At 67.7% G+C, this 16,324-nt stretch carries 15 protein-coding genes and 1 pseudogene; 7 read left to right on the top strand and 9 right to left on the bottom strand.

The features are described 5' to 3' along the window. The first annotated feature begins 3 nt into the window (after positions 1–3). Genes SSMG_RS02875 through SSMG_RS02865 form a run of 3 tightly spaced genes read left to right on the top strand, consistent with a single transcriptional unit; the run spans position 4 to position 2,682 of the window. The gene (locus tag SSMG_RS02875; RefSeq protein ID WP_009072609.1) at positions 4–1,230 is read left to right on the top strand and encodes a cytochrome P450; all 1,227 of its coding nucleotides are present in this window, start codon (positions 4–6) and stop codon (positions 1,228–1,230) included. Between the two features lie 11 nt (positions 1,231–1,241). Then, on the top strand, positions 1,242–2,447 hold the full coding sequence (locus SSMG_RS02870) for a cytochrome P450 (protein WP_037712364.1): 1,206 nt from the start codon (positions 1,242–1,244) through the stop codon (positions 2,445–2,447). Positions 2,448–2,487: 40 nt separating this feature from the next. Further along, a complete protein-coding gene (locus tag SSMG_RS02865; RefSeq protein WP_009072605.1) occupies positions 2,488–2,682 on the top strand; it encodes a ferredoxin in 195 nt (64 codons plus the stop codon). A 183-nt stretch (positions 2,683–2,865) separates the two neighbouring features. Here the strand turns inward: SSMG_RS02865 and SSMG_RS02860 are convergent, their stop codons facing one another. Beyond that, on the bottom strand, positions 2,866–3,669 hold the full coding sequence (locus SSMG_RS02860) for a class I SAM-dependent methyltransferase (protein WP_009072603.1): 804 nt from the start codon (positions 3,667–3,669) through the stop codon (positions 2,866–2,868). A 51-nt stretch (positions 3,670–3,720) separates the two neighbouring features. Between SSMG_RS02860 and SSMG_RS02855 the strand changes: the two genes are divergently transcribed. Beyond that, positions 3,721–4,305, top strand: a complete 585-nt coding sequence (locus SSMG_RS02855) for a TetR/AcrR family transcriptional regulator (protein ID WP_009072601.1) — start codon at positions 3,721–3,723, stop codon at positions 4,303–4,305. Position 4,306: 1 nt separating this feature from the next. Here the strand turns inward: SSMG_RS02855 and SSMG_RS02850 are convergent, their stop codons facing one another. The 6 genes from SSMG_RS02850 to SSMG_RS02825 all read right to left on the bottom strand — a co-directional run bounded on the left by SSMG_RS02850 (position 4,307) and on the right by SSMG_RS02825 (position 10,219). Beyond that, positions 4,307–4,870: a DUF3995 domain-containing protein gene (locus tag SSMG_RS02850; RefSeq protein ID WP_009072599.1), complete on the bottom strand. Its 564-nt coding sequence runs from the start codon at positions 4,868–4,870 to the stop codon at positions 4,307–4,309. Positions 4,871–4,979: 109 nt separating this feature from the next. Continuing rightward, positions 4,980–6,062, bottom strand: coding sequence for an ABC transporter ATP-binding protein (locus tag SSMG_RS02845; RefSeq protein WP_009072597.1), 1,083 nt, complete (start codon positions 6,060–6,062; stop codon positions 4,980–4,982). Between the two features lie 12 nt (positions 6,063–6,074). Then, entirely contained in the window at positions 6,075–6,953 is an 879-nt protein-coding gene (locus SSMG_RS02840; RefSeq protein ID WP_009072595.1) for a carbohydrate ABC transporter permease, read from the bottom strand. Beyond that, positions 6,950–7,882 (bottom strand): carbohydrate ABC transporter permease, encoded by a 933-nt coding sequence (locus tag SSMG_RS02835; protein ID WP_009072593.1) that lies wholly within the window; start codon positions 7,880–7,882, stop codon positions 6,950–6,952. Before SSMG_RS02835 ends, SSMG_RS02840 begins: the two co-directional genes overlap by 4 nt. Further along, positions 7,879–9,219: a sugar ABC transporter substrate-binding protein gene (locus SSMG_RS02830; protein WP_009072591.1), complete on the bottom strand. Its 1,341-nt coding sequence runs from the start codon at positions 9,217–9,219 to the stop codon at positions 7,879–7,881. Before SSMG_RS02830 ends, SSMG_RS02835 begins: the two co-directional genes overlap by 4 nt. After that, entirely contained in the window at positions 9,212–10,219 is a 1,008-nt protein-coding gene (locus SSMG_RS02825) for a zinc-dependent alcohol dehydrogenase family protein (protein ID WP_009072589.1), read from the bottom strand. The genes SSMG_RS02830 and SSMG_RS02825 overlap by 8 nt, the downstream gene beginning before the upstream one ends. Before the next feature lie 131 nt (positions 10,220–10,350). Here SSMG_RS02825 and SSMG_RS02820 point away from each other — a divergent pair, with 131 nt between their 5' ends. Then, entirely contained in the window at positions 10,351–11,334 is a 984-nt protein-coding gene (locus SSMG_RS02820; protein ID WP_009072586.1) for a sugar-binding transcriptional regulator, read from the top strand. A 32-nt stretch (positions 11,335–11,366) separates the two neighbouring features. Here the strand turns inward: SSMG_RS02820 and SSMG_RS46605 are convergent. Beyond that, a pseudogene (locus tag SSMG_RS46605) lies at positions 11,367–11,642 on the bottom strand (winged helix-turn-helix transcriptional regulator); the annotation flags it as partial. Between the two features lie 73 nt (positions 11,643–11,715). Here SSMG_RS46605 and SSMG_RS02815 point away from each other — a divergent pair. Beyond that, entirely contained in the window at positions 11,716–12,297 is a 582-nt protein-coding gene (locus tag SSMG_RS02815; RefSeq protein ID WP_009072583.1) for an NAD(P)-binding domain-containing protein, read from the top strand. 109 nt (positions 12,298–12,406) lie between these two features. On the opposite strand, the gene SSMG_RS02810 is transcribed toward SSMG_RS02815, so the two are convergent. Next, the gene (locus SSMG_RS02810) at positions 12,407–14,911 is read right to left on the bottom strand and encodes an RNA helicase (RefSeq protein ID WP_037712360.1); all 2,505 of its coding nucleotides are present in this window, start codon (positions 14,909–14,911) and stop codon (positions 12,407–12,409) included. Positions 14,912–15,065: 154 nt separating this feature from the next. Between SSMG_RS02810 and SSMG_RS02805 the strand changes: the two genes are divergently transcribed. After that, positions 15,066–16,319, top strand: a complete 1,254-nt coding sequence (locus tag SSMG_RS02805) for a hypothetical protein (RefSeq protein ID WP_009072581.1) — start codon at positions 15,066–15,068, stop codon at positions 16,317–16,319. The last annotated feature ends 5 nt before the right edge of the window (positions 16,320–16,324 follow it).

The following is a 16,324-nucleotide window of genomic DNA, read 5'->3' as shown; positions in this document are numbered from 1 at the left end:
CAGATGACCGAAGTCGCCCAGCCCAGCCGCACCCAGCCGGAGCAGGCCGCGTTCCCGATGAAGCGGACGTGCCCCTTCGCGCCGCCGCCGGAATACGACCGGTTCCGCGACGCTCGCGCGCACTACGTCGAGCTCGAACGCAGCGGTCAGCGCGCCTGGGTCCTGCATCGGCACGAGGACCTGCGAGCGATGCTGAACGACCCGCGGTTCAGTTCGGACCGCTTCAACCCCGGCTTCCCGGTCCTGTTCAAAGACGGTCTGCAGCGCCGCCCGAAGCTGCGTCCGTCGCTGATCGGGATGGACGCACCGGAGCACGGCCCGGCCCGGCGCGGGGTCGTCGGCGAGTTCACCGTCAAGCGGATGAAGGCTCTGCAGCCGCGCATCCAGGAAATCGTGGACGAACACCTCGACGCGATGCTGGCCGGCGACCAGACCGCCGACCTGGTGTCCGCGCTGTCGCTTCCGGTGCCGTCGCTGGTGATCTGCGAGCAGCTCGGCGTTCCGTACGCCGACCACGATTTCTTCCAGAAGCACAGCTCGCGGCTCCTCAACCGCGAGATCTCCGCCGACGAGCGCGGCGCCTCGGTCGAAGCGATGCAGAAATACCTGTCCGACCTGGTGTCCGCGAAGGAAACCGCACCGGCGGACGATCTGCTCAGCCGCCAGATCGAGAAGAAGCGCGAGGAAGGCTCCTACGACCACGACGACCTCGTGTCGCTGGCCTTCCTGCTGCTCATCGCCGGGCACGAGACCACCGCGAACATGATTTCGCTCGGCACCGTCGCGTTGCTCGAGAACCCGGACGCGCTCGCCGCGATCAAGGAAGACCCGGGCAAAACCCTCGACGCCGTCGAGGAATTGCTGCGCTATTTCACCATCGCGGAATTCGCCACCACCCGCGTCGCGCTCGAGGACGTGGACATCGCGGGCGTCACCATCAAAGCCGGCGAGGGCGTGCTCGGCCTGAGCTACGCGGCGAACTTCGACCCCGAGGTCTTCCCCGAGCCCGAACAGTTCGACATCTCCCGCGGCGGCCGCCACCACGTCGCGTTCGGCTTCGGCGCGCACCAGTGCCTCGGCCAGAACCTCGCGCGAATGGAACTGCAGATCGTCTTCGACACGCTCTTCCGCCGCATTCCGACGCTGCGTCTCGCCGCGCCGGTCGAGGCGTTGCCGTTCAAACACGACTCCGGCGTCTTCGGGCTGTACTGCCTCCCGGTGGCGTGGTGAAGGGGGAAACGATGACTGCCACTGAAGAACTCCGCATGCCGGTCGCCCGCACCTGCCCGTTCTCGCAGCCGGAGCAGTACGTCCGGATGCGCGAGGCGAGTGCGCTCACCCGCGTGCAGATCCCCGGGGGCAAAGAGGCCTGGGTGGCGTCGCGGCACGAGGAAGCGCGGCAGATCCTCGGCGACCGCCGGTTTTCCTCGGACCGGTTCCTGCCCAATTTCCCGTTCCTGGCCGAGGGCGGGGCCGCGATCCTGACCAACGCCAAGCAGAAGGCCATGATCGGGATGGACGCGCCCGAGCACGGCGAGGCCCGCCGGGAGGTGCTCGGCGAGTTCACCGTGAAGCGGGTCGAGGCGATGCGCCCGCGGATCCAGGAGATCGTCGACGGATTGATCGACGAACTGCTCGCCGGGCCGAAACCGGCGGACCTGGTGGAAAAGCTGTCGCTGCCGGTGCCGTCGCTGGTGATCTGCGAACTGCTCGGCGTCCCGTACGCCGACCACGACTACTTCCAGCAGCGCACGATGGCGCTCATCCGGCGCAGCACCACTGTCGAGGACCGCAAGAAGGCGTCCGAGGAACTGCGCGAGTACCTCAGCGGCCTGGTCTCGGCGAAGGAGAAGGACCCGACCGACGACCTGCTCGGCAGGCAGATCGTCAAACGCCGCGACCAAGGCAACTACGACCACGACGCGATGATCGGGCTGGCGTTCCTGTTGCTGGTCGCCGGGCACGAGACCACGGCGAACATGATTTCGCTCGGCACCATCGGGCTGCTGGAGAACCCCGGACAGCGCGCGACGATCGAGGCCGACCCGGGCAAAACGCTCCTCGCGGTCGAGGAACTGTTGCGCTACTTCACGATCGTCGAAGGCGCGACCGCGCGGGTCGCGACCGAGGACGTCGAGATCGGCGGCGTCACGATCAAAGCCGGCGAGGGCGTGCTCGTGCTGGGCTACGCCGCGAACTGGGATCCGGACGTGTTCGAGAGCCCGGAAAAGCTCGACCTCGAACGCGGCGCGCGCCACCACGTCGCGTTCGGCTTCGGTCCGCACCAGTGCCTCGGCCAGAACCTGGCGCGGATGGAGCTGCAGATCGTGTTCGACACGCTGTTCCGCCGCGTTCCGACGCTGAAGAGCGTGCTGCCGGTCGACGAGATCCCGGTGAAGGAAGACGCCACGATCTTCGGCCTGTACCAGTTGCCGGTGACCTGGTAGAGATCAGAGTGCTCCCACCACAAGCCAGGAAGAGGCCATCATGAAGATCATCGCGGACACCGGCAAGTGCGTCGGCGCGGGCCAGTGCGTGCTCACCGAGCCCGCGCTGTTCGACCAGAGCGAGGAAGACGGCACGGTCATCGTCCTCAACGACACCCCGGACGGCGAGCTGGTCGAGAAGGCGCGCGAGGCCGTGAACATCTGCCCGAGCCAAGCGCTTTCGCTGGAGGAGTGACCCCCTCGTGAGTGTTTATGCCGGTTCTCACCGGCATAAACACTCACGACATCCCTACCACCGCGGCACGCAAGCTGGCGGATGTGCGGGCTGGCGCGCGGGGTGCGGGCTGAGACGGCCCGTCATGCGCCGTCGGGTAGGGGCCTCGTGAGTGGCGATGCCGGTTCTAACCGGCATAAACACTCACGACGGAAGTCGGACGGCGGTCACCGCGGCGGTCGAGTAATTCGTCGTCAGGTGGCCGCCGCGCGCGTCGATCGCGGCGCCGACCTCGGCCAGAATCTGGTCGCGCTGCTCCGGCGTCGCCACGGTGACGCCGCCTTGGGTGGCGAGCAGGTCCAACCACTCGTCGCGGCGGTAATTCTGGGTCCAGTCGTAACGCCAGTTCTCGGCTTTGCCGAACGCGCCGGTCCCGGCCAACCCGACTGCGGCTTTGTCGAGCATCGGCTGATAGGCGTCGGCACTGGGGCTCTTCAGATAGTTGCCGCTGAACGGCGAGTCCGGCATCGCCCGGCGCAACGCGTCCGCCAGCGCGTGCGAAATTTCTTCCGGCGGCAGGAACACGTGCCAGAACGCGACGAACCGGCCGCCCGGACGCAGCACCTGCGCGGCTTTCGCGGCTCCCGCCGCCGGATCGACCCAGTGCCAGGCTTGCCCGGACACGAGCGCGTCGAAGGTTCGTCCGGCCGGGTCCCAATCCTCGAATTTCGCGACCTCGACCGGGAAATCGCGGCGGGCGAACTCCGCCATCCGCACGTCCGGCTCCACGCCGAGCACGACCGCGCCGCGGGCGTGGAATTGCCGCCCTTCGATGCCGGTCCCGCAGCCGACGTTGAGCAGTTCGTTCCCCGGGCTGGCCTCGAGAACGGCGGTCACCAGTTCGTCCGGGTAACGCGGGCGCGCCCGGTCGTAGCGCTCGGGATCGACGCCGAACGACTCCGCCATGGTCCGGTGCTGATGCGGTTCGGGACGGGGTAAAGTGGGCATGCGCCCACCATAGTGGGCAAGCGCCCACTATGGCCAGGAAGGACCGTTAAGTTGCCCACCGGGATCCATCTCCGCGACGTGCGCGCCCAGCTTTTCGACGCCGCGGAGCGGGTTTTGCTGCGCGACGGACCGAGCGGCCTCACCAGTCGCGCTGTCACCACCGAGGCGGATTGCGCGAAGGGCGTGCTGCACCGGCATTTCGAGGATTTCGACGCGTTTCTCGCCGCATTGGTGCTCGACCGGATCCAGCGCCTGGAAGCCCGGGCGGACGACCTGCACGCCGGGACCGGCGACCTGGTCGAGACGGTGGCCGAGGTGCTCACCGAAGTCTTCTCGTCGGTCGCGGTGTCGATCGTCGCCCTGATCACCTTCCGCGACGAACTCCGGCACCGGCTCCGTGCCGCACGGCCGGGTCCGGGGATTCCGCTGGCGACCGACGCGGCACACGTGCTCGCGGATTACCTTGCCGCGGAAAAGGAACTCGGCCGGCTGGCTCCGGATGCGGACGTGCAGACACTCGCCCCGACCCTCATCGGGGCCGGTCACCTGCTCTTCGCCGACCGCACCGGCGAGCCGCCCAGCGAGGAAGCCGTGCGCCAGATGGCGGCCACCGTCCTCGCCGGAGCCCTCCGCTGACTCACCCAATGCCCGTCGCGACCGCGGCCACCGACAGCGCCAACGCACCGAGTGCGCCGACCACTCCGTAACGCGTCAATGTGCGCCGGTCCGCGCAATGCCGGACGTACTGCGCGACGGCCCCGGCGAACGCGAGACCGCCTGCGAGGAACCACGGTCCCCAGAGGTAGAGATACCAGTTGATCAGCTCAGTTGGTTCAACGGCGAAGGCTCCGGTCTTGACCAGCACGCCCTGCACGACGAACAGCCCGCCGTGCCAGGTCAGCAGGATCGCGGCCCCACCGCCGCAGAACACCATCGCCCGGCTGAGCCACTGGCCGCGCGGACGCGTCAGGCCGACTCCGATCACCGCACCGAAAACCTTCAGCAGCCCGGTGATCACCAGGACGGCGACAAACCATGGCACCCGGTCCTGTGCGAGTTTCACCAGGGGCGGCGACACCGTGGACTGCGCACCGAAGGTGCTGCCGGTCGCCCAGACGAAGCTGGGGATCGCGAACACCACTCCCCAGATCGCGGCGGTGTAACCCGGCCACTTGCGCAATTCGGCTTGCTTCAACGACATGCGTCAAGCGTCGTCCGAACCGTGCGAGAAAGGATCGGACGCCAGGGGGAAGCGCCTCCCCCGTGAGAGCTAGGTGTCGGTGCCGGAGACCCGGCACCGACACTCCCGCTCAGCCCAACCGCAGCGTCGTCTTCGGATCGAACGCGTGCGTCTCGCCTTCGCCGCGCAGCGCCACCCGGACGTTGTCGCCGATCCGCGGCGGCGTCCGTCCGTCGACCCGGACCACGAACCGGTCGTCGCCGACCTTGCCGTGCAGGTACGCGTCCGCGCCCAGTTCCTCGACCAGCTCCACGACGAGTTCGAAGCCTTCCTCGGCCTCGCCGACCAGGCGCAGCGACTCCGGCCGGATGCCGAAGACGATCTCCGACAGCCCAGCCGCCGCCGTCCGCACCTCGGTCGGCAGCGGCACGACGAGGTCACCCAGTTGCACGCCACCGTCGGACAGCGGCAGCGTCGCCAGGTTCATCGCCGGCGACCCGATGAACCCGGCCACGAACGAGTTCGCCGGCTTCTCGTACAGCGACCGCGGCGCGTCACATTGCTGCAGCACCCCGTCCTTCAGCACGGCCACCCGGTCGCCCATCGTCATGGCCTCGACCTGGTCGTGGGTCACGTAGATGGTCGTCGTGCCGAGCCGTTGCTGGAGTTTCGCGATGTTGGCCCGGGTTTCGACGCGCAATTTCGCGTCCAGATTGGACAGCGGCTCGTCCATCAGGAACACGCTCGGCTCGCGCACGATCGCCCGGCCCATCGCGACCCGCTGCCGCTGCCCGCCGGACAACGCCTTCGGCTTGCGGTCGAGGAACTTCGACAGATCCAGCATCGCGGCCGCCTCGTCGACCCGCTTCTTGATGTCGGCCGACGAGAAACCGCGCAATTTCAACGCGAAACCCATGTTGTCGGCGACCGTCATGTGCGGGTACAGCGCGTAGGACTGGAACACCATCGCGATGTCCCGGTCCTTCGGCGGCAGGTCGGTGACGTCGCGGTCGCCGATCCGGATCGAGCCTTCGTTGACGTCCTCCAGCCCGGCGAGCATCCGCAGCGCGGTGGACTTGCCCGAGCCGGACGGGCCGACGAGCACGAGAAACTCGCCGTCCGGCACTTCGAGGCTCAACTGGTCGACCGCGCGGACGCCCGGGTTGCCGGGGTAGACACGCGACGCCTGGTCGTAAATCACTTCAGCGGACATCTGCGTTCTCCCTTACTTCACAGCGCCCATGGACAGGCCGCGCACCAGGTGGTTCTGCGCGATCCAGCCCACGATCATCACCGGCAGCGAGGCCAGCAGCGCGGCGGCGGACAGCTGGGCCCAGTACAGGCCCTCGCTGGTGATGAAGCCGACCAGGAACACCGGCACCGTGCCGGCCCGGGCGGCGGTGAGGTTGACCGCGTAGAAGAACTCCGTCCAGGAGAAGATCACGCAGATCAGCGCGGTCGCGGCGATTCCAGGCGCGACCACCGGCATGATGATCTTGCGCAGCAACGTCGGCAGGTTCGCCCCGTCGATCCGCGCCGCCTCGATCATTTCGCCGGGCACTTCCAGGAAGAAGGACCGCATCATCCAGATCGCGAGCGGCAGGTTCATCGCGGTGTACAGGATGATCAGCGCCCACACCGTGTCCAGCAGGTTGGTGTTCTGCGAGATCACGTACAGCGGGATGATCGCCGCGACGATCGGCAGCATTTTGGTCGACAGGAAGAAGCCCAGCGCGTTCTTCGTGCCCTTGACCGGGGCCAGCGACAGCGCGTACGCGGCCGGGATTCCCAGCAGCAGCACGAGCAGCGTCGAAATCACCGTGACGAACGCCGAATTTCCCAGATACGGCAGGAAACCGCTGTTGAGGACGTTCGAGATCTGGTCGAACGTCGGCGTGAAGAACAGCTTCGGCGGATCGGTGTACGCGTCGTTTTCCTGTTTGAACGCGGTGAGAATCATCCACAGCAACGGGAAAACGAACAGGATCGCGATGATCCAGGTCGCGACGGTCAGCGTGCCCGGACCGTAGCGGCGTTTGGTCCGGCGCGGCGGAGGCGGCGCGGTGCCGGTCGCGGCGGTCGAGGCGGTGGCGGTTGCGGTCACTTGACTCCTCCGTCCACGGAAAACGCGCGGAACATCAGCCGCAGCGCGAACGTCGCGACGATCATCGTCAGGATGACCACGACGACGCCCATCGCGGACGACTGTCCGATGTCGAAGCCCTCGAACGCGCGCTGGTAGATGTAGAACGGCAGGTTCGTGCTGGCCGTGCCCGGACCGCCTTGCGTCATCAGGAAAATCGCGTCGAAGCTGTTCACGATGTAGATCGCGCCGAGCAGCGTGGCCAGCTGCAGGAACCGCGACAGGTGCGGCAGAGTGATCGACCCGAAGGTGCGCCAGCGGCTCGCGCCGTCCACCGACGCCGCCTCCAGCACCTCCTTCGACTGGCTCTGCAGCCCGGCGAGGATCAGCAGCGTCATGAACGGCGTCCACTGCCAGATGATCTGCGCCATCACCGCGGCCAGCGGGAATTGCGAAAGCCAGTCGGTGTCGGTGCCGAACACGAAGTGCAGCAGACCGTACGTCGGGTCGAACACCGTGGTCTTCCACAGCAGCGCACCGGCCGCTGGGAGGATCAGGAACGGCGTGATCAGCAGCGTCCGGACGAACCCGCGGCCGAGGAACTTGCGGTCCAGCAGCACCGCGAGCCCGAGTCCGAGCAGCAGCGAAAGGAACACGCAAACCACGGTGAGCACGACGGTGTTCAGCAGTGCGCCGAGGAACGTCGTGTCGGTGAAGACGTCGACGTAGTTGCGGAAGCCGACGAAATGCCGCGAGCCCGGACGCACCAGGTTCCACGACTGGAACGAGTAGAACACGGTGAGCAGGAACGGAATCTGTGTCACCGCGATCACGAAGATCAGCGCGGGAAGCAGCGGCAGCCGCCGCTTCCCGGCCGAACCGGTCACCTTCTTCGCGGCGGGCTTCACGGTCGCCGGCGCGGTTCCGGCGGGGACGGAGAGGGTGCTCATCGCTGCACCTCCTGATACGACTTTCCGACGGATTCCGCGTATTTCTGCGATTGCGCGAGCGCGTCGGCGACGGAGGTCTGACCGGCGATCGCGGCGGACAGCTGCTGGCTGACCCGGGTGCCGAGGTCCTGGAACTCCGGGATCCCGACGAACTGGATGCCCGGGTACGGCACCGGGTTCGCCATCGTCGTCTGCTGGTTGGCCGCCGCGATGCCGTCCAGCGTGGGCTGGGCGTAGGCCTTCGCGGCTTCCTTGTACTGCGGGATCTCGTAGGTCGACTTGCGCGTGCCCGGCGGCACCCGGTTCCAGCCGTAGGTCTCGCCGACCTTCTTCGCGTACTCCTTGTTCGTCATCCACGCCATGAACTTCCAGGCGTCGTCCTTGTTCTTGCCGACCTTCGGGATGCCCAGCGCCCAGGTGTAGAGCCAGCCGCTCGCCTGCGTTTTGTCGACCGGCGCGGCGACGTAACCGTTCTTGCCGCCGACGTGGCTGCTCTTCGGGTCCTCGGTGGTGCCGGTCATCGACGTGGCGTCGTACCACATCGCGGCGTTGCCCTGGGCGTACTTCGTGCCGCATTCGGTGAACCCGGCGCTCGAAGCGCCGACCTCGCCGTGCTCGCGCAGCAGGTTCACGTAGAAGTTCGCCGCCTTGGTGAACTCCGGGCTGGTCAGCTTCGCGTTCCAGTTCTTGTCGAACCATTGCGCGCCGAAGGTGTTCGCGACCGTGGTGAACGGCGCGAGGCTTTCGCCCCAGCCCGGCTTGCCGCGCAGGCAGATTCCGGAAATACCGGCCTGCTTGTCGTCGAGTTTCGCGGCGAAATCGGCGATCTGCTGCCACGTCGGATGAGCCGGCATGGTCAGCCCGGCCTTCTGGAACAGGTCCTTGCGATAGACCACAAAGGACGATTCGCCGTAGAACGGCACCGCGTACATCTGGTTCTCGTACGACAGCGACTGCCGGATGCTCGGGATGAAGTCGGCCTCGTCGTAACCCGGCGTCGCCTTCATGTGCGGTTCGAGGTTCTCCAGCCAGCCGTTGGCCGCCCATTGCGGAGCCTCGTAATTGCTGATCATCACCACGTCGAACTCGCCGCCCTGGGTGGCGGTGGACGCGGTGATCTTCGCCCTGGCCTCGTTTTCCGGCAGGGAAACGAACTTGAGCTTGATCCCGGGGTTGGCCTGCTCGAACTCGCCCTTGAGCGAGATGGCGTCCTTCATCTGCGGATTGGACACGATCGCGACGACCAGTGTCCGCCCGCCGGTGCCGAGCGCCCCGGCTCCGGCGCATCCCGTCACTAACAACGCTGTCGCGGCAAGGAGGCACAGGAGTTTACGCACGGCCGCCACCTCCGGGCAGCACCTGGATCTTGAGGCCGGACCCGCTGCGCATTTTCGCCAGTGCCTCGGGGTACTGCTCGAGCGGCAGGGTGTCGGTGATCAGCGCTTCGGTGTCGATGTAGCCGTTCGCGACCAGGTCGAGCGCGTTGCCGTAGCTGTTCAGCACCGCCATCGAACCGACGATGGTGATCTCGTCGTTGTAGATGCGGAACGGCGAAAGCGCGACGCGTGCTTCGGCCGGAGCGACGCCGAACACGAGCAACCGGCCACCGCGGTGCAGCGCGTTGAAGGCGGCCTCGATGGCGGGTGCCGCACCGGTGCAGTCCACGGCTGCGTCGAAGCGTTCATCGTCCAATTCGGACACATCGGAAGCCACCGCGGCCGCGCCGAGGTCAGTCGCGCGAGGCAGCCGGTCGGCGTTGCGGTCGACCATCGTCACGTGCGCGCCCGCCCGGAGCAGGAGCTGCTGCATGATCAGGCCCATCGTGCCCGCGCCGACCACGAGGAAGCGTTCGCCCGCCTCCACGCCGATCCGGCGCACGCCGTGCACCGCGCAGGAAACGGGTTCGACCAGCGCGCCTTGTTCCCAGGTCATCGCGTCGGGTATCCGGTAGCAGGTGTCCGCGGGCACCGCCACGTACTCGGCGAACGCGCCGTTGACCGTGTCGCCGGTCGCGTTCCAGTTCGCGCAGAGGTTGCCGTGCCCGGACCGGCACGGCGTGCAGTATCCGCAGTAGATCGACGGGTCGACCGCGACCCGGTCGCCGACCTTCCATTCGGCGGGCACGTCCGCGCCCAGTTCGACGATCTCCCCGGAGAACTCGTGCCCGGGGACGATGGGATACGGGGTCGGGGGGAAATGCCCGTCGGCGATGTGCAGGTCCGTGCCGCAGATCCCGCAGGCACCCACCTTCACGACGACCTGGCGCTCCCCGGGCTTCGGATCGGGAACCTCGCCGACCCGGATCTCCCCGGGCCGGTCCACGATCGCGGCGCGCATGCCTCATCACCTTCCAAGATGCTCATTTGAGCGATATTGACTTATGCCGTAGGTAACATGCGTAGGCATTACAGGCCCCTGCCTGCGGATCCGTCAACCAGCAAAGCTCATTTTTGCGCTATCCTGCTCATGTGAGCAGGAAAAAGGGGCCACTGCCGCTGACCGAGACGCTGCTGCTGGCCACCATGGCCAGGCGGTTCTACGTGCAGGGCGCGTCGAAACTGGAGATCGCCGACGAGTTCGGCATGAGCCGGTTCAAGGTCGCGCGGATGCTGGACACGGCACTCGAGTCCGGGCTGGTGCGGATCGAGTTCGACCTGCCCGCTCCGATCGACGTGCAGCTGTCCGACGACCTCCGCCGCGCCTACCGGCTGGACCGCGTGCTCGTGCTCGAACGAGCATCCGAAAAGGAGCCGAGGGAGGTCGTCCGCAAGCAGGTCGGCGCGCTGGCCGCCCGGCTGCTGGAGGAGATCGCGACCCCGGACGACGTCATCGGGCTGGCCTGGGCGCGGTCGGTCAACGCGATGACCGAGGCGATCCGGACCCTGCCGCGCTGCCCGATCGTGCAGTTGTGCGGGGTGCAGGCCGGGATGGACATGCGCGGCCGTTCGGTGGAGACGGTCAGCCGCGTGACGTCGGTGTCCGGCGGCGATTCGTACCCGATCTTCGGCCCGCTCGTCCTGCCCGACCGGCGGACCACCGAGATCCTGCGCCACCAGCCGGGCATCGCGGAAACGTTCGCGCAGTTCGGAAAACTCACCAAGGCCGTGGTGAGCATCGGTTCCTGGGAGGCCGGGGAATCCACCGTGTACGACGCGCTGGACGAGGCCGAACGCGCCGCCATCGCGGCCCGGGGCGCGACCGCCGAGGTCGCCGCGCGGCTGTTCGACGCGGACGGCAACTCGCTCGGCACCGGGCTGGCGCACCACGTGCTCGCGATCAGCCACGAGGAGCTGATGGCGGTCCCCGAGGTGATCGCGATCGGTTACAGCCAGCCGAAAGCCGAGGCGGTGGACGCGGTGCTGCGGTCCGGGCTGGTTTCGACGCTGGTCACCGACGCCGCGGCGGCCGTGCCGCTGCTGGAGCTGGCGCGAGCCAGGCCGTTGCCCTCGTGAGCGAGCTGCGCTTCGAGCACCTGGTCGCCGTACTCCGCCGCCCAGCGCCCGAATCCCTCGATCGGACCGAGAAAACTCACGCCTAGCTCGGTGAGCTGATACGCCCCGTCCGCGCGTTCGACGAGCCCGTCGCGTTCCAGCTTGCGCACTGCTTCGGTGAGCACCTTCGCACTGATCCCGCCGATGCGCGTGCGCAGTTCACCGTGCCGCAGCGGGCCGTTCTTCAACGTCCACAGCACGACCGGATGCCAGGTGTTCGCCACCAGGTCGAACGCGAGCCGGGTACGGCAGTCGGCGATGAACTCCATGGTTACCTTTCGGTTCCTGCCCTGGTCCATAACGTCGCTTCCGTACAACCACGCGACGACAGGAGACCTTCCCATGCGCATCGCCCTCTTCGGCACCGGCGGCATGGCTTCCGCCCTCGGCGGCCAATGGACCCGGCACGACCTGACCGTTTCCGGCCGCTCCCCCGAGGGTGCGGCCGCCTTGGCCGCCGAACTCGGCGCCGAGGTCCTGGACTGGGCCGACGCCGCCGCCCGAGCGGACGCCATCCTGCTCGCCGTCCCCTCCACCGCCCTCGAAGCCCTGCTCACCCCGCTCGACCTCACCGGCAAAGTCCTCCTCGACTGCACCAACACCCCCGGCGCGACCGGTGAACCGGTGGCCGCGCGGATCGCCGAATACGCTCCCGGCGCTTCGGTGGTGAAGGCGTTCAACCTCGCCCATGTGGACGTCTGGCGGATGACTCCGCCGCTATTCGAAGGCCGTCCGCTCGGGGTCCCGCTGTGCGGTGCTCCCGAGGCGGTCGCCGTGGCAACGGAGCTGGTCCAGGATCTGGGCTGCACTCCCCTGCCCGCGGGCGGCCTGGAGCGGGCCGCCCTGTTGGAAGCCGCCGCGGGGCTGGCGATCGGTCTGTGGTTCGACGGGTTGGACGCGCGTTCCATGCTCATGGCGAGCTGATCGGCCTGCCCCGGACCAGATTTCCCTTGCTGTCAAAGGTGTTCGAGGCCGTGCGGGAGCGCTGGCTCAGGGTTCCCGCCCGGACCGCCCGAATCCCGGCCAAGCGTCCTCAGAACTGATTCACGTCCACGATCCGCACCACCGCACTGCCCACCTCGTCCGAGGCGCGCAGATCGACCTCCGCGCTGATCCCCCAGTCATGATCTCCGGCGGGATCGTCGAAGATCTGCCGCACCCGCCACACATCCGGTTCCTGCTCGATCAGCAGCAAAGCCGGACCACGCGCGTCCGGCCCAATACCGAGCGAATCGTGTTCGTCGAAATAGTCCTCGATCGCGTCTTCCCAGGCGTCGGCGTCCCAGCCGGATGCGGCGTCCAGCGCGCCCAGCTCGTCGTACGCCCGGCGCGAGGCCAGCTCCACCCGGCGGAACAGTTCGTTGCGCACCAGCACGCGGAACGCCCGCTCGTTGCGCGTGACCGCGGGCGGCTCGGGCGGCGGCCGGTGCGACACCGGGCCTTCCTCGTCCGGATGCCGCAGCGCTTCCCATTCGTCCAGCAGGCTCGAGTCGACCTGGCGCACCAATTCGCCGAGCCATTCGATGAGATCCTGCAGCGATTCGGTTTTCGCCTCGTCCGGCACGGTGTGCCGCAACGCGTCGTAGGTGTCGGCGAGGTAGCGCAGCACCAACCCCTCGGAACGCGCGAGCTGATAGAAGCCCACGTATTCCACGAAGTTCATCGCGCGCTCGTACATGTCGCGCACCACCGATTTCGGCGACAGCTCGTAATCCGCCACCCACGGATGTCCGGCGCGATACGACTGGTAGGCCGCGTTGAGCAGCTCCTCCAACGGTTTCGGATACGTGACGGACTCGAGCAGCTCCATCCGCTCGTCGTACTCGATGCCGTCGGCCTTCATCGCCTGCACGGCCTCGCCGCGCGCCTTGAACTGCTGCTGCGACAGCACCGGCCGCGGGTTGTCCACTGTGGATTCCACAATGGACACCACGTCCAGGGCGTACGACGGCGACTCCATGTCCAGCAGTTCGATGGCAGCCAAGGCGAACGGCGAAAGCGGCTGGTTCAACGCGAAATCGAACTGCAGGTCCACCGTCAAGCGGACAATGCGGCCTTCGGCGTCCGGTTCGGGCAGTTTTTCCACGACCCCGGCGGCGAGCAGCGAACGATAGATCTCGATCGCCCGCAGGATCAGCTTCCGCTGCGTCGGACGGTCCGAATGGTTGTCCTCCAGCAGGTGCCGCATCGCGTCGAACGCGTTGCCCGGCCGCGAAATCACGTTCAGCAGCATCGAGTGGCTGACCTGGAAGCTGGACGTGAGCGGTTCCGGCTCGGCCGCGATCAGCCGGTCGAACGTGCTCTCGGTCCAGTTGACGAAACCCTCCGGCGCTTTCTTCCGGACGATCTTCTTTTTCTTCTTCGGGTCGTCGCCCGCCTTCTCCAGCGCCTTCGCGTTCTCCACCACGTGATCCGGCGCCTGCACGACGACGTACCCGTCGGTGTCGTACCCGGCGCGGCCCGCGCGTCCGGCGATCTGGTGGAACTCGCGCGCCTTCAAATGCCGCTGCCGCACGCCGTCGTACTTCGTCAGCGCCGAGAACACCACGGTCCGGATCGGCACGTTGATGCCGACGCCGAGAGTGTCCGTCCCGCAGATCACCTTCAGCAGCCCGGACTGCGCGAGCGTTTCGACCAGCCGCCGGTACTTCGGCAGCATGCCCGCGTGGTGCACGCCGATGCCGTGCCGCACGAGCCGCGAGAGCGTCTTGCCGAACCCGGCGGAGAACCGGAAGTCGCCGAGCAGGTCGGCGATCGCCTCCTTCTCCGCCTTGGTGGTGACGTTGATGCTCATCAGCGTCTGCGCCCGCTCGATGGCCGCGGCCTGCGAGAAATGCACGACATACACCGGCGCCTGACCGCCGTTGAGCAGCTCGGACATCGTCTCGTGCAGCGGCGTGAGCGCGTACCGGAAGGTCAGCGGCACCGGCCGCTGCGCCGAAGTGACCACCGCGGTCGGCCGTCCGGTCCGCCGGGTCAGGTCCTTTTCGAAGAACGAAACGTCGCCGAGCGTGGCCGACATGAGCACGAACTGCGCGTTCGGCAGCTCGATCAGCGGGACCTGCCACGCCCAGCCGCGGTCCGGTTCCGAATAGAAGTGGAACTCGTCCGCGACGACCTGGCCGACCGGGGCGCCGGCGCCGTCGCGCAACGCGATGTTCGCCAAGATTTCCGCCGTGCAGCAGATGATCGGGGCGTCGGCGTTGACGCTCGAATCACCGGTCATCATGCCGACCTGATCAGCCCCGAAGATCTCGATGAGCTGGAAGAACTTCTCCGAGACCAGCGCCTTGATCGGCGCGGTGTAAAAACTGCGTTTGCCGTGGGCGAGCGCGGTGAAGTGGGCGCCGACCGCGACGAGGCTTTTGCCGGAACCGGTCGGGGTCGACAGGATGACGTTGGCCCCGGAGACGACCTCGATCACCGCCTCCTCCTGCGCCGGATACAGCTCGATCCCCCGTTCGGCCGTCCACGTCGTGAAGGCTTCGAACAGGGCATCTGCGTCGGGATCCGCTGGCAGGAGGTCGGTGAGAGTCATCGCGGGGCCTATCGTGCCATCCCGGGCCCGGCCGCAGGTGCAGGGGAGATCGCGGGCACTTGCCCCAACCCGTAGGCTTCCGGTACCGCGCGTCGCCGGAGGGGCCACAGGCAGGCGGGCGCGCACACGGGCGGTACTCGCGGAGGATTCGGCAATGGCACAGGACATCATCCCGATCGAGCTCGGGCTGCCGCAGGGCGACGTGGTCACCCTCTGGGCCCCGCGGTGGCGGGAGGACGGCGAGGAGTGGGAAGCGTTCCTCGGCGACGAGGACGACCTGTACGCCTTCCCGGACGCCGCCCACCTGGCCGCCTTCGTGCGCACGGCCGAGCAGCACGACCTGCTCGACCACCCGGCGTGGGACGCGGTGCCGGCGCTGAACGTGCCCGAGCTGATCCCGGACGACGACCACTCCTACGACCTCGTCGGCGTGCCCGAGCTGGTCGCCGAGGAGCCGGACTCGTGGACGATCGGCGAGCTGGCCGAGATCGTCGGCATCGTCCGTTCGCTCGCCGACGTGTGCGAGCTGGACGAGGTGCACGAGGTGCTCGACGCGTACGAGGGCTTCTCGCTGCTGGAGCAGGGCCGGCTGCCGTTCACCGGGCGCGAGGGCGAAGCGCTGTGGAACGACCTGTCGAAGGCCGTCTCCGAGAAGTGGGACACGGTGCTCGACGCGATCGACAACCTGGTGACCGTGCCGGACGTCGACGCCGCGGTGCTGGAGCAGACCGCCGAGGAGCTGGCCGCCTTCCACGAGGAATCCGCCGAGGCGGAGGCCGGGGAAGAGGACGGCGGACCGGAGGACCTCGAAGCGGTCGACGCCGACGACGAGGACGCCGAGGACGAGCCGGTCGGCTTCTGGGGCGAGGTCGGCATCGACCCGATCAAGATCGTCACGTCCGGCGCGGAGTACTACACGCTGCGCTGCTACCTCGACGACAAGCCGGTGTTCCTCGGCAGCGAGGGCGAGATCGACGTGTTCGGCTCGCCGAAGGCGCTGCTCAAGGCGATCAAGGCGGGCGACGAGCTGGCCGACACCGACCTCGCCGGCGTGTCCACTTGGGACGAGGTGCGCGAGAAGGCGGCGGCCGACGAACTGGAGATCGAGGTCGACCCGGACAACACCTACGTGTTCCCCGGCCTCGACGAGGACATCGCCGAGGGCCCGGAGTCGATCGACCCGACCCAGCTGGAACTGGCCGTCGAGCTGATCACCGACGCCGCCGAATGGGCGGGCGACGACACCGTCGAAACCGCGCTGGCGGCCAACGAAAGCCTCGGCTGGCTCGTGTCGTTCGTGCTCCGGCCGGACCCGAGCCGGCTCGAGCCGAGCGCGCCGTTCGACACCGAGCAGAGCGCCTGGCGCAAGCTGGTGGAGGACTTCGAGAACCGCCTCACGGTGGTCTGAACCTG

The sequence above is a fragment of the Streptomyces sp. AA4 genome, assembly GCF_000158875.1.
Classification (GTDB): domain Bacteria; phylum Actinomycetota; class Actinomycetes; order Mycobacteriales; family Pseudonocardiaceae; genus Amycolatopsis.
This window is presented reverse-complemented; position numbering and strand designations above follow the sequence as displayed.

Excerpts from the sequence above, each read along its gene's own strand:
- SSMG_RS02850 (WP_009072599.1), bottom strand. The coding sequence starts at position 4,870 with ATGTCGTTGAAGCAAGCCGAATTGCGCAAGTGGCCGGGTTACACCGCC.
- SSMG_RS02815 (WP_009072583.1), top strand. The coding sequence starts at position 11,716 with ATGCGCATCGCCCTCTTCGGCACCGGCGGCATGGCTTCCGCCCTCGGC.
- SSMG_RS02860 (WP_009072603.1), bottom strand. The coding sequence starts at position 3,669 with ATGCCCACTTTACCCCGTCCCGAACCGCATCAGCACCGGACCATGGCG.
- SSMG_RS02845 (WP_009072597.1), bottom strand. The coding sequence starts at position 6,062 with ATGTCCGCTGAAGTGATTTACGACCAGGCGTCGCGTGTCTACCCCGGC.
- SSMG_RS02865 (WP_009072605.1), top strand. The coding sequence starts at position 2,488 with ATGAAGATCATCGCGGACACCGGCAAGTGCGTCGGCGCGGGCCAGTGC.
- SSMG_RS02870 (WP_037712364.1), top strand. The coding sequence starts at position 1,242 with ATGACTGCCACTGAAGAACTCCGCATGCCGGTCGCCCGCACCTGCCCG.
- SSMG_RS02805 (WP_009072581.1), top strand. The coding sequence starts at position 15,066 with ATGGCACAGGACATCATCCCGATCGAGCTCGGGCTGCCGCAGGGCGAC.
- SSMG_RS02835 (WP_009072593.1), bottom strand. The coding sequence starts at position 7,882 with ATGAGCACCCTCTCCGTCCCCGCCGGAACCGCGCCGGCGACCGTGAAG.
- SSMG_RS02825 (WP_009072589.1), bottom strand. The coding sequence starts at position 10,219 with ATGCGCGCCGCGATCGTGGACCGGCCCGGGGAGATCCGGGTCGGCGAG.
- SSMG_RS02875 (WP_009072609.1), top strand. The coding sequence starts at position 4 with ATGACCGAAGTCGCCCAGCCCAGCCGCACCCAGCCGGAGCAGGCCGCG.
- SSMG_RS02810 (WP_037712360.1), bottom strand. The coding sequence starts at position 14,911 with ATGACTCTCACCGACCTCCTGCCAGCGGATCCCGACGCAGATGCCCTG.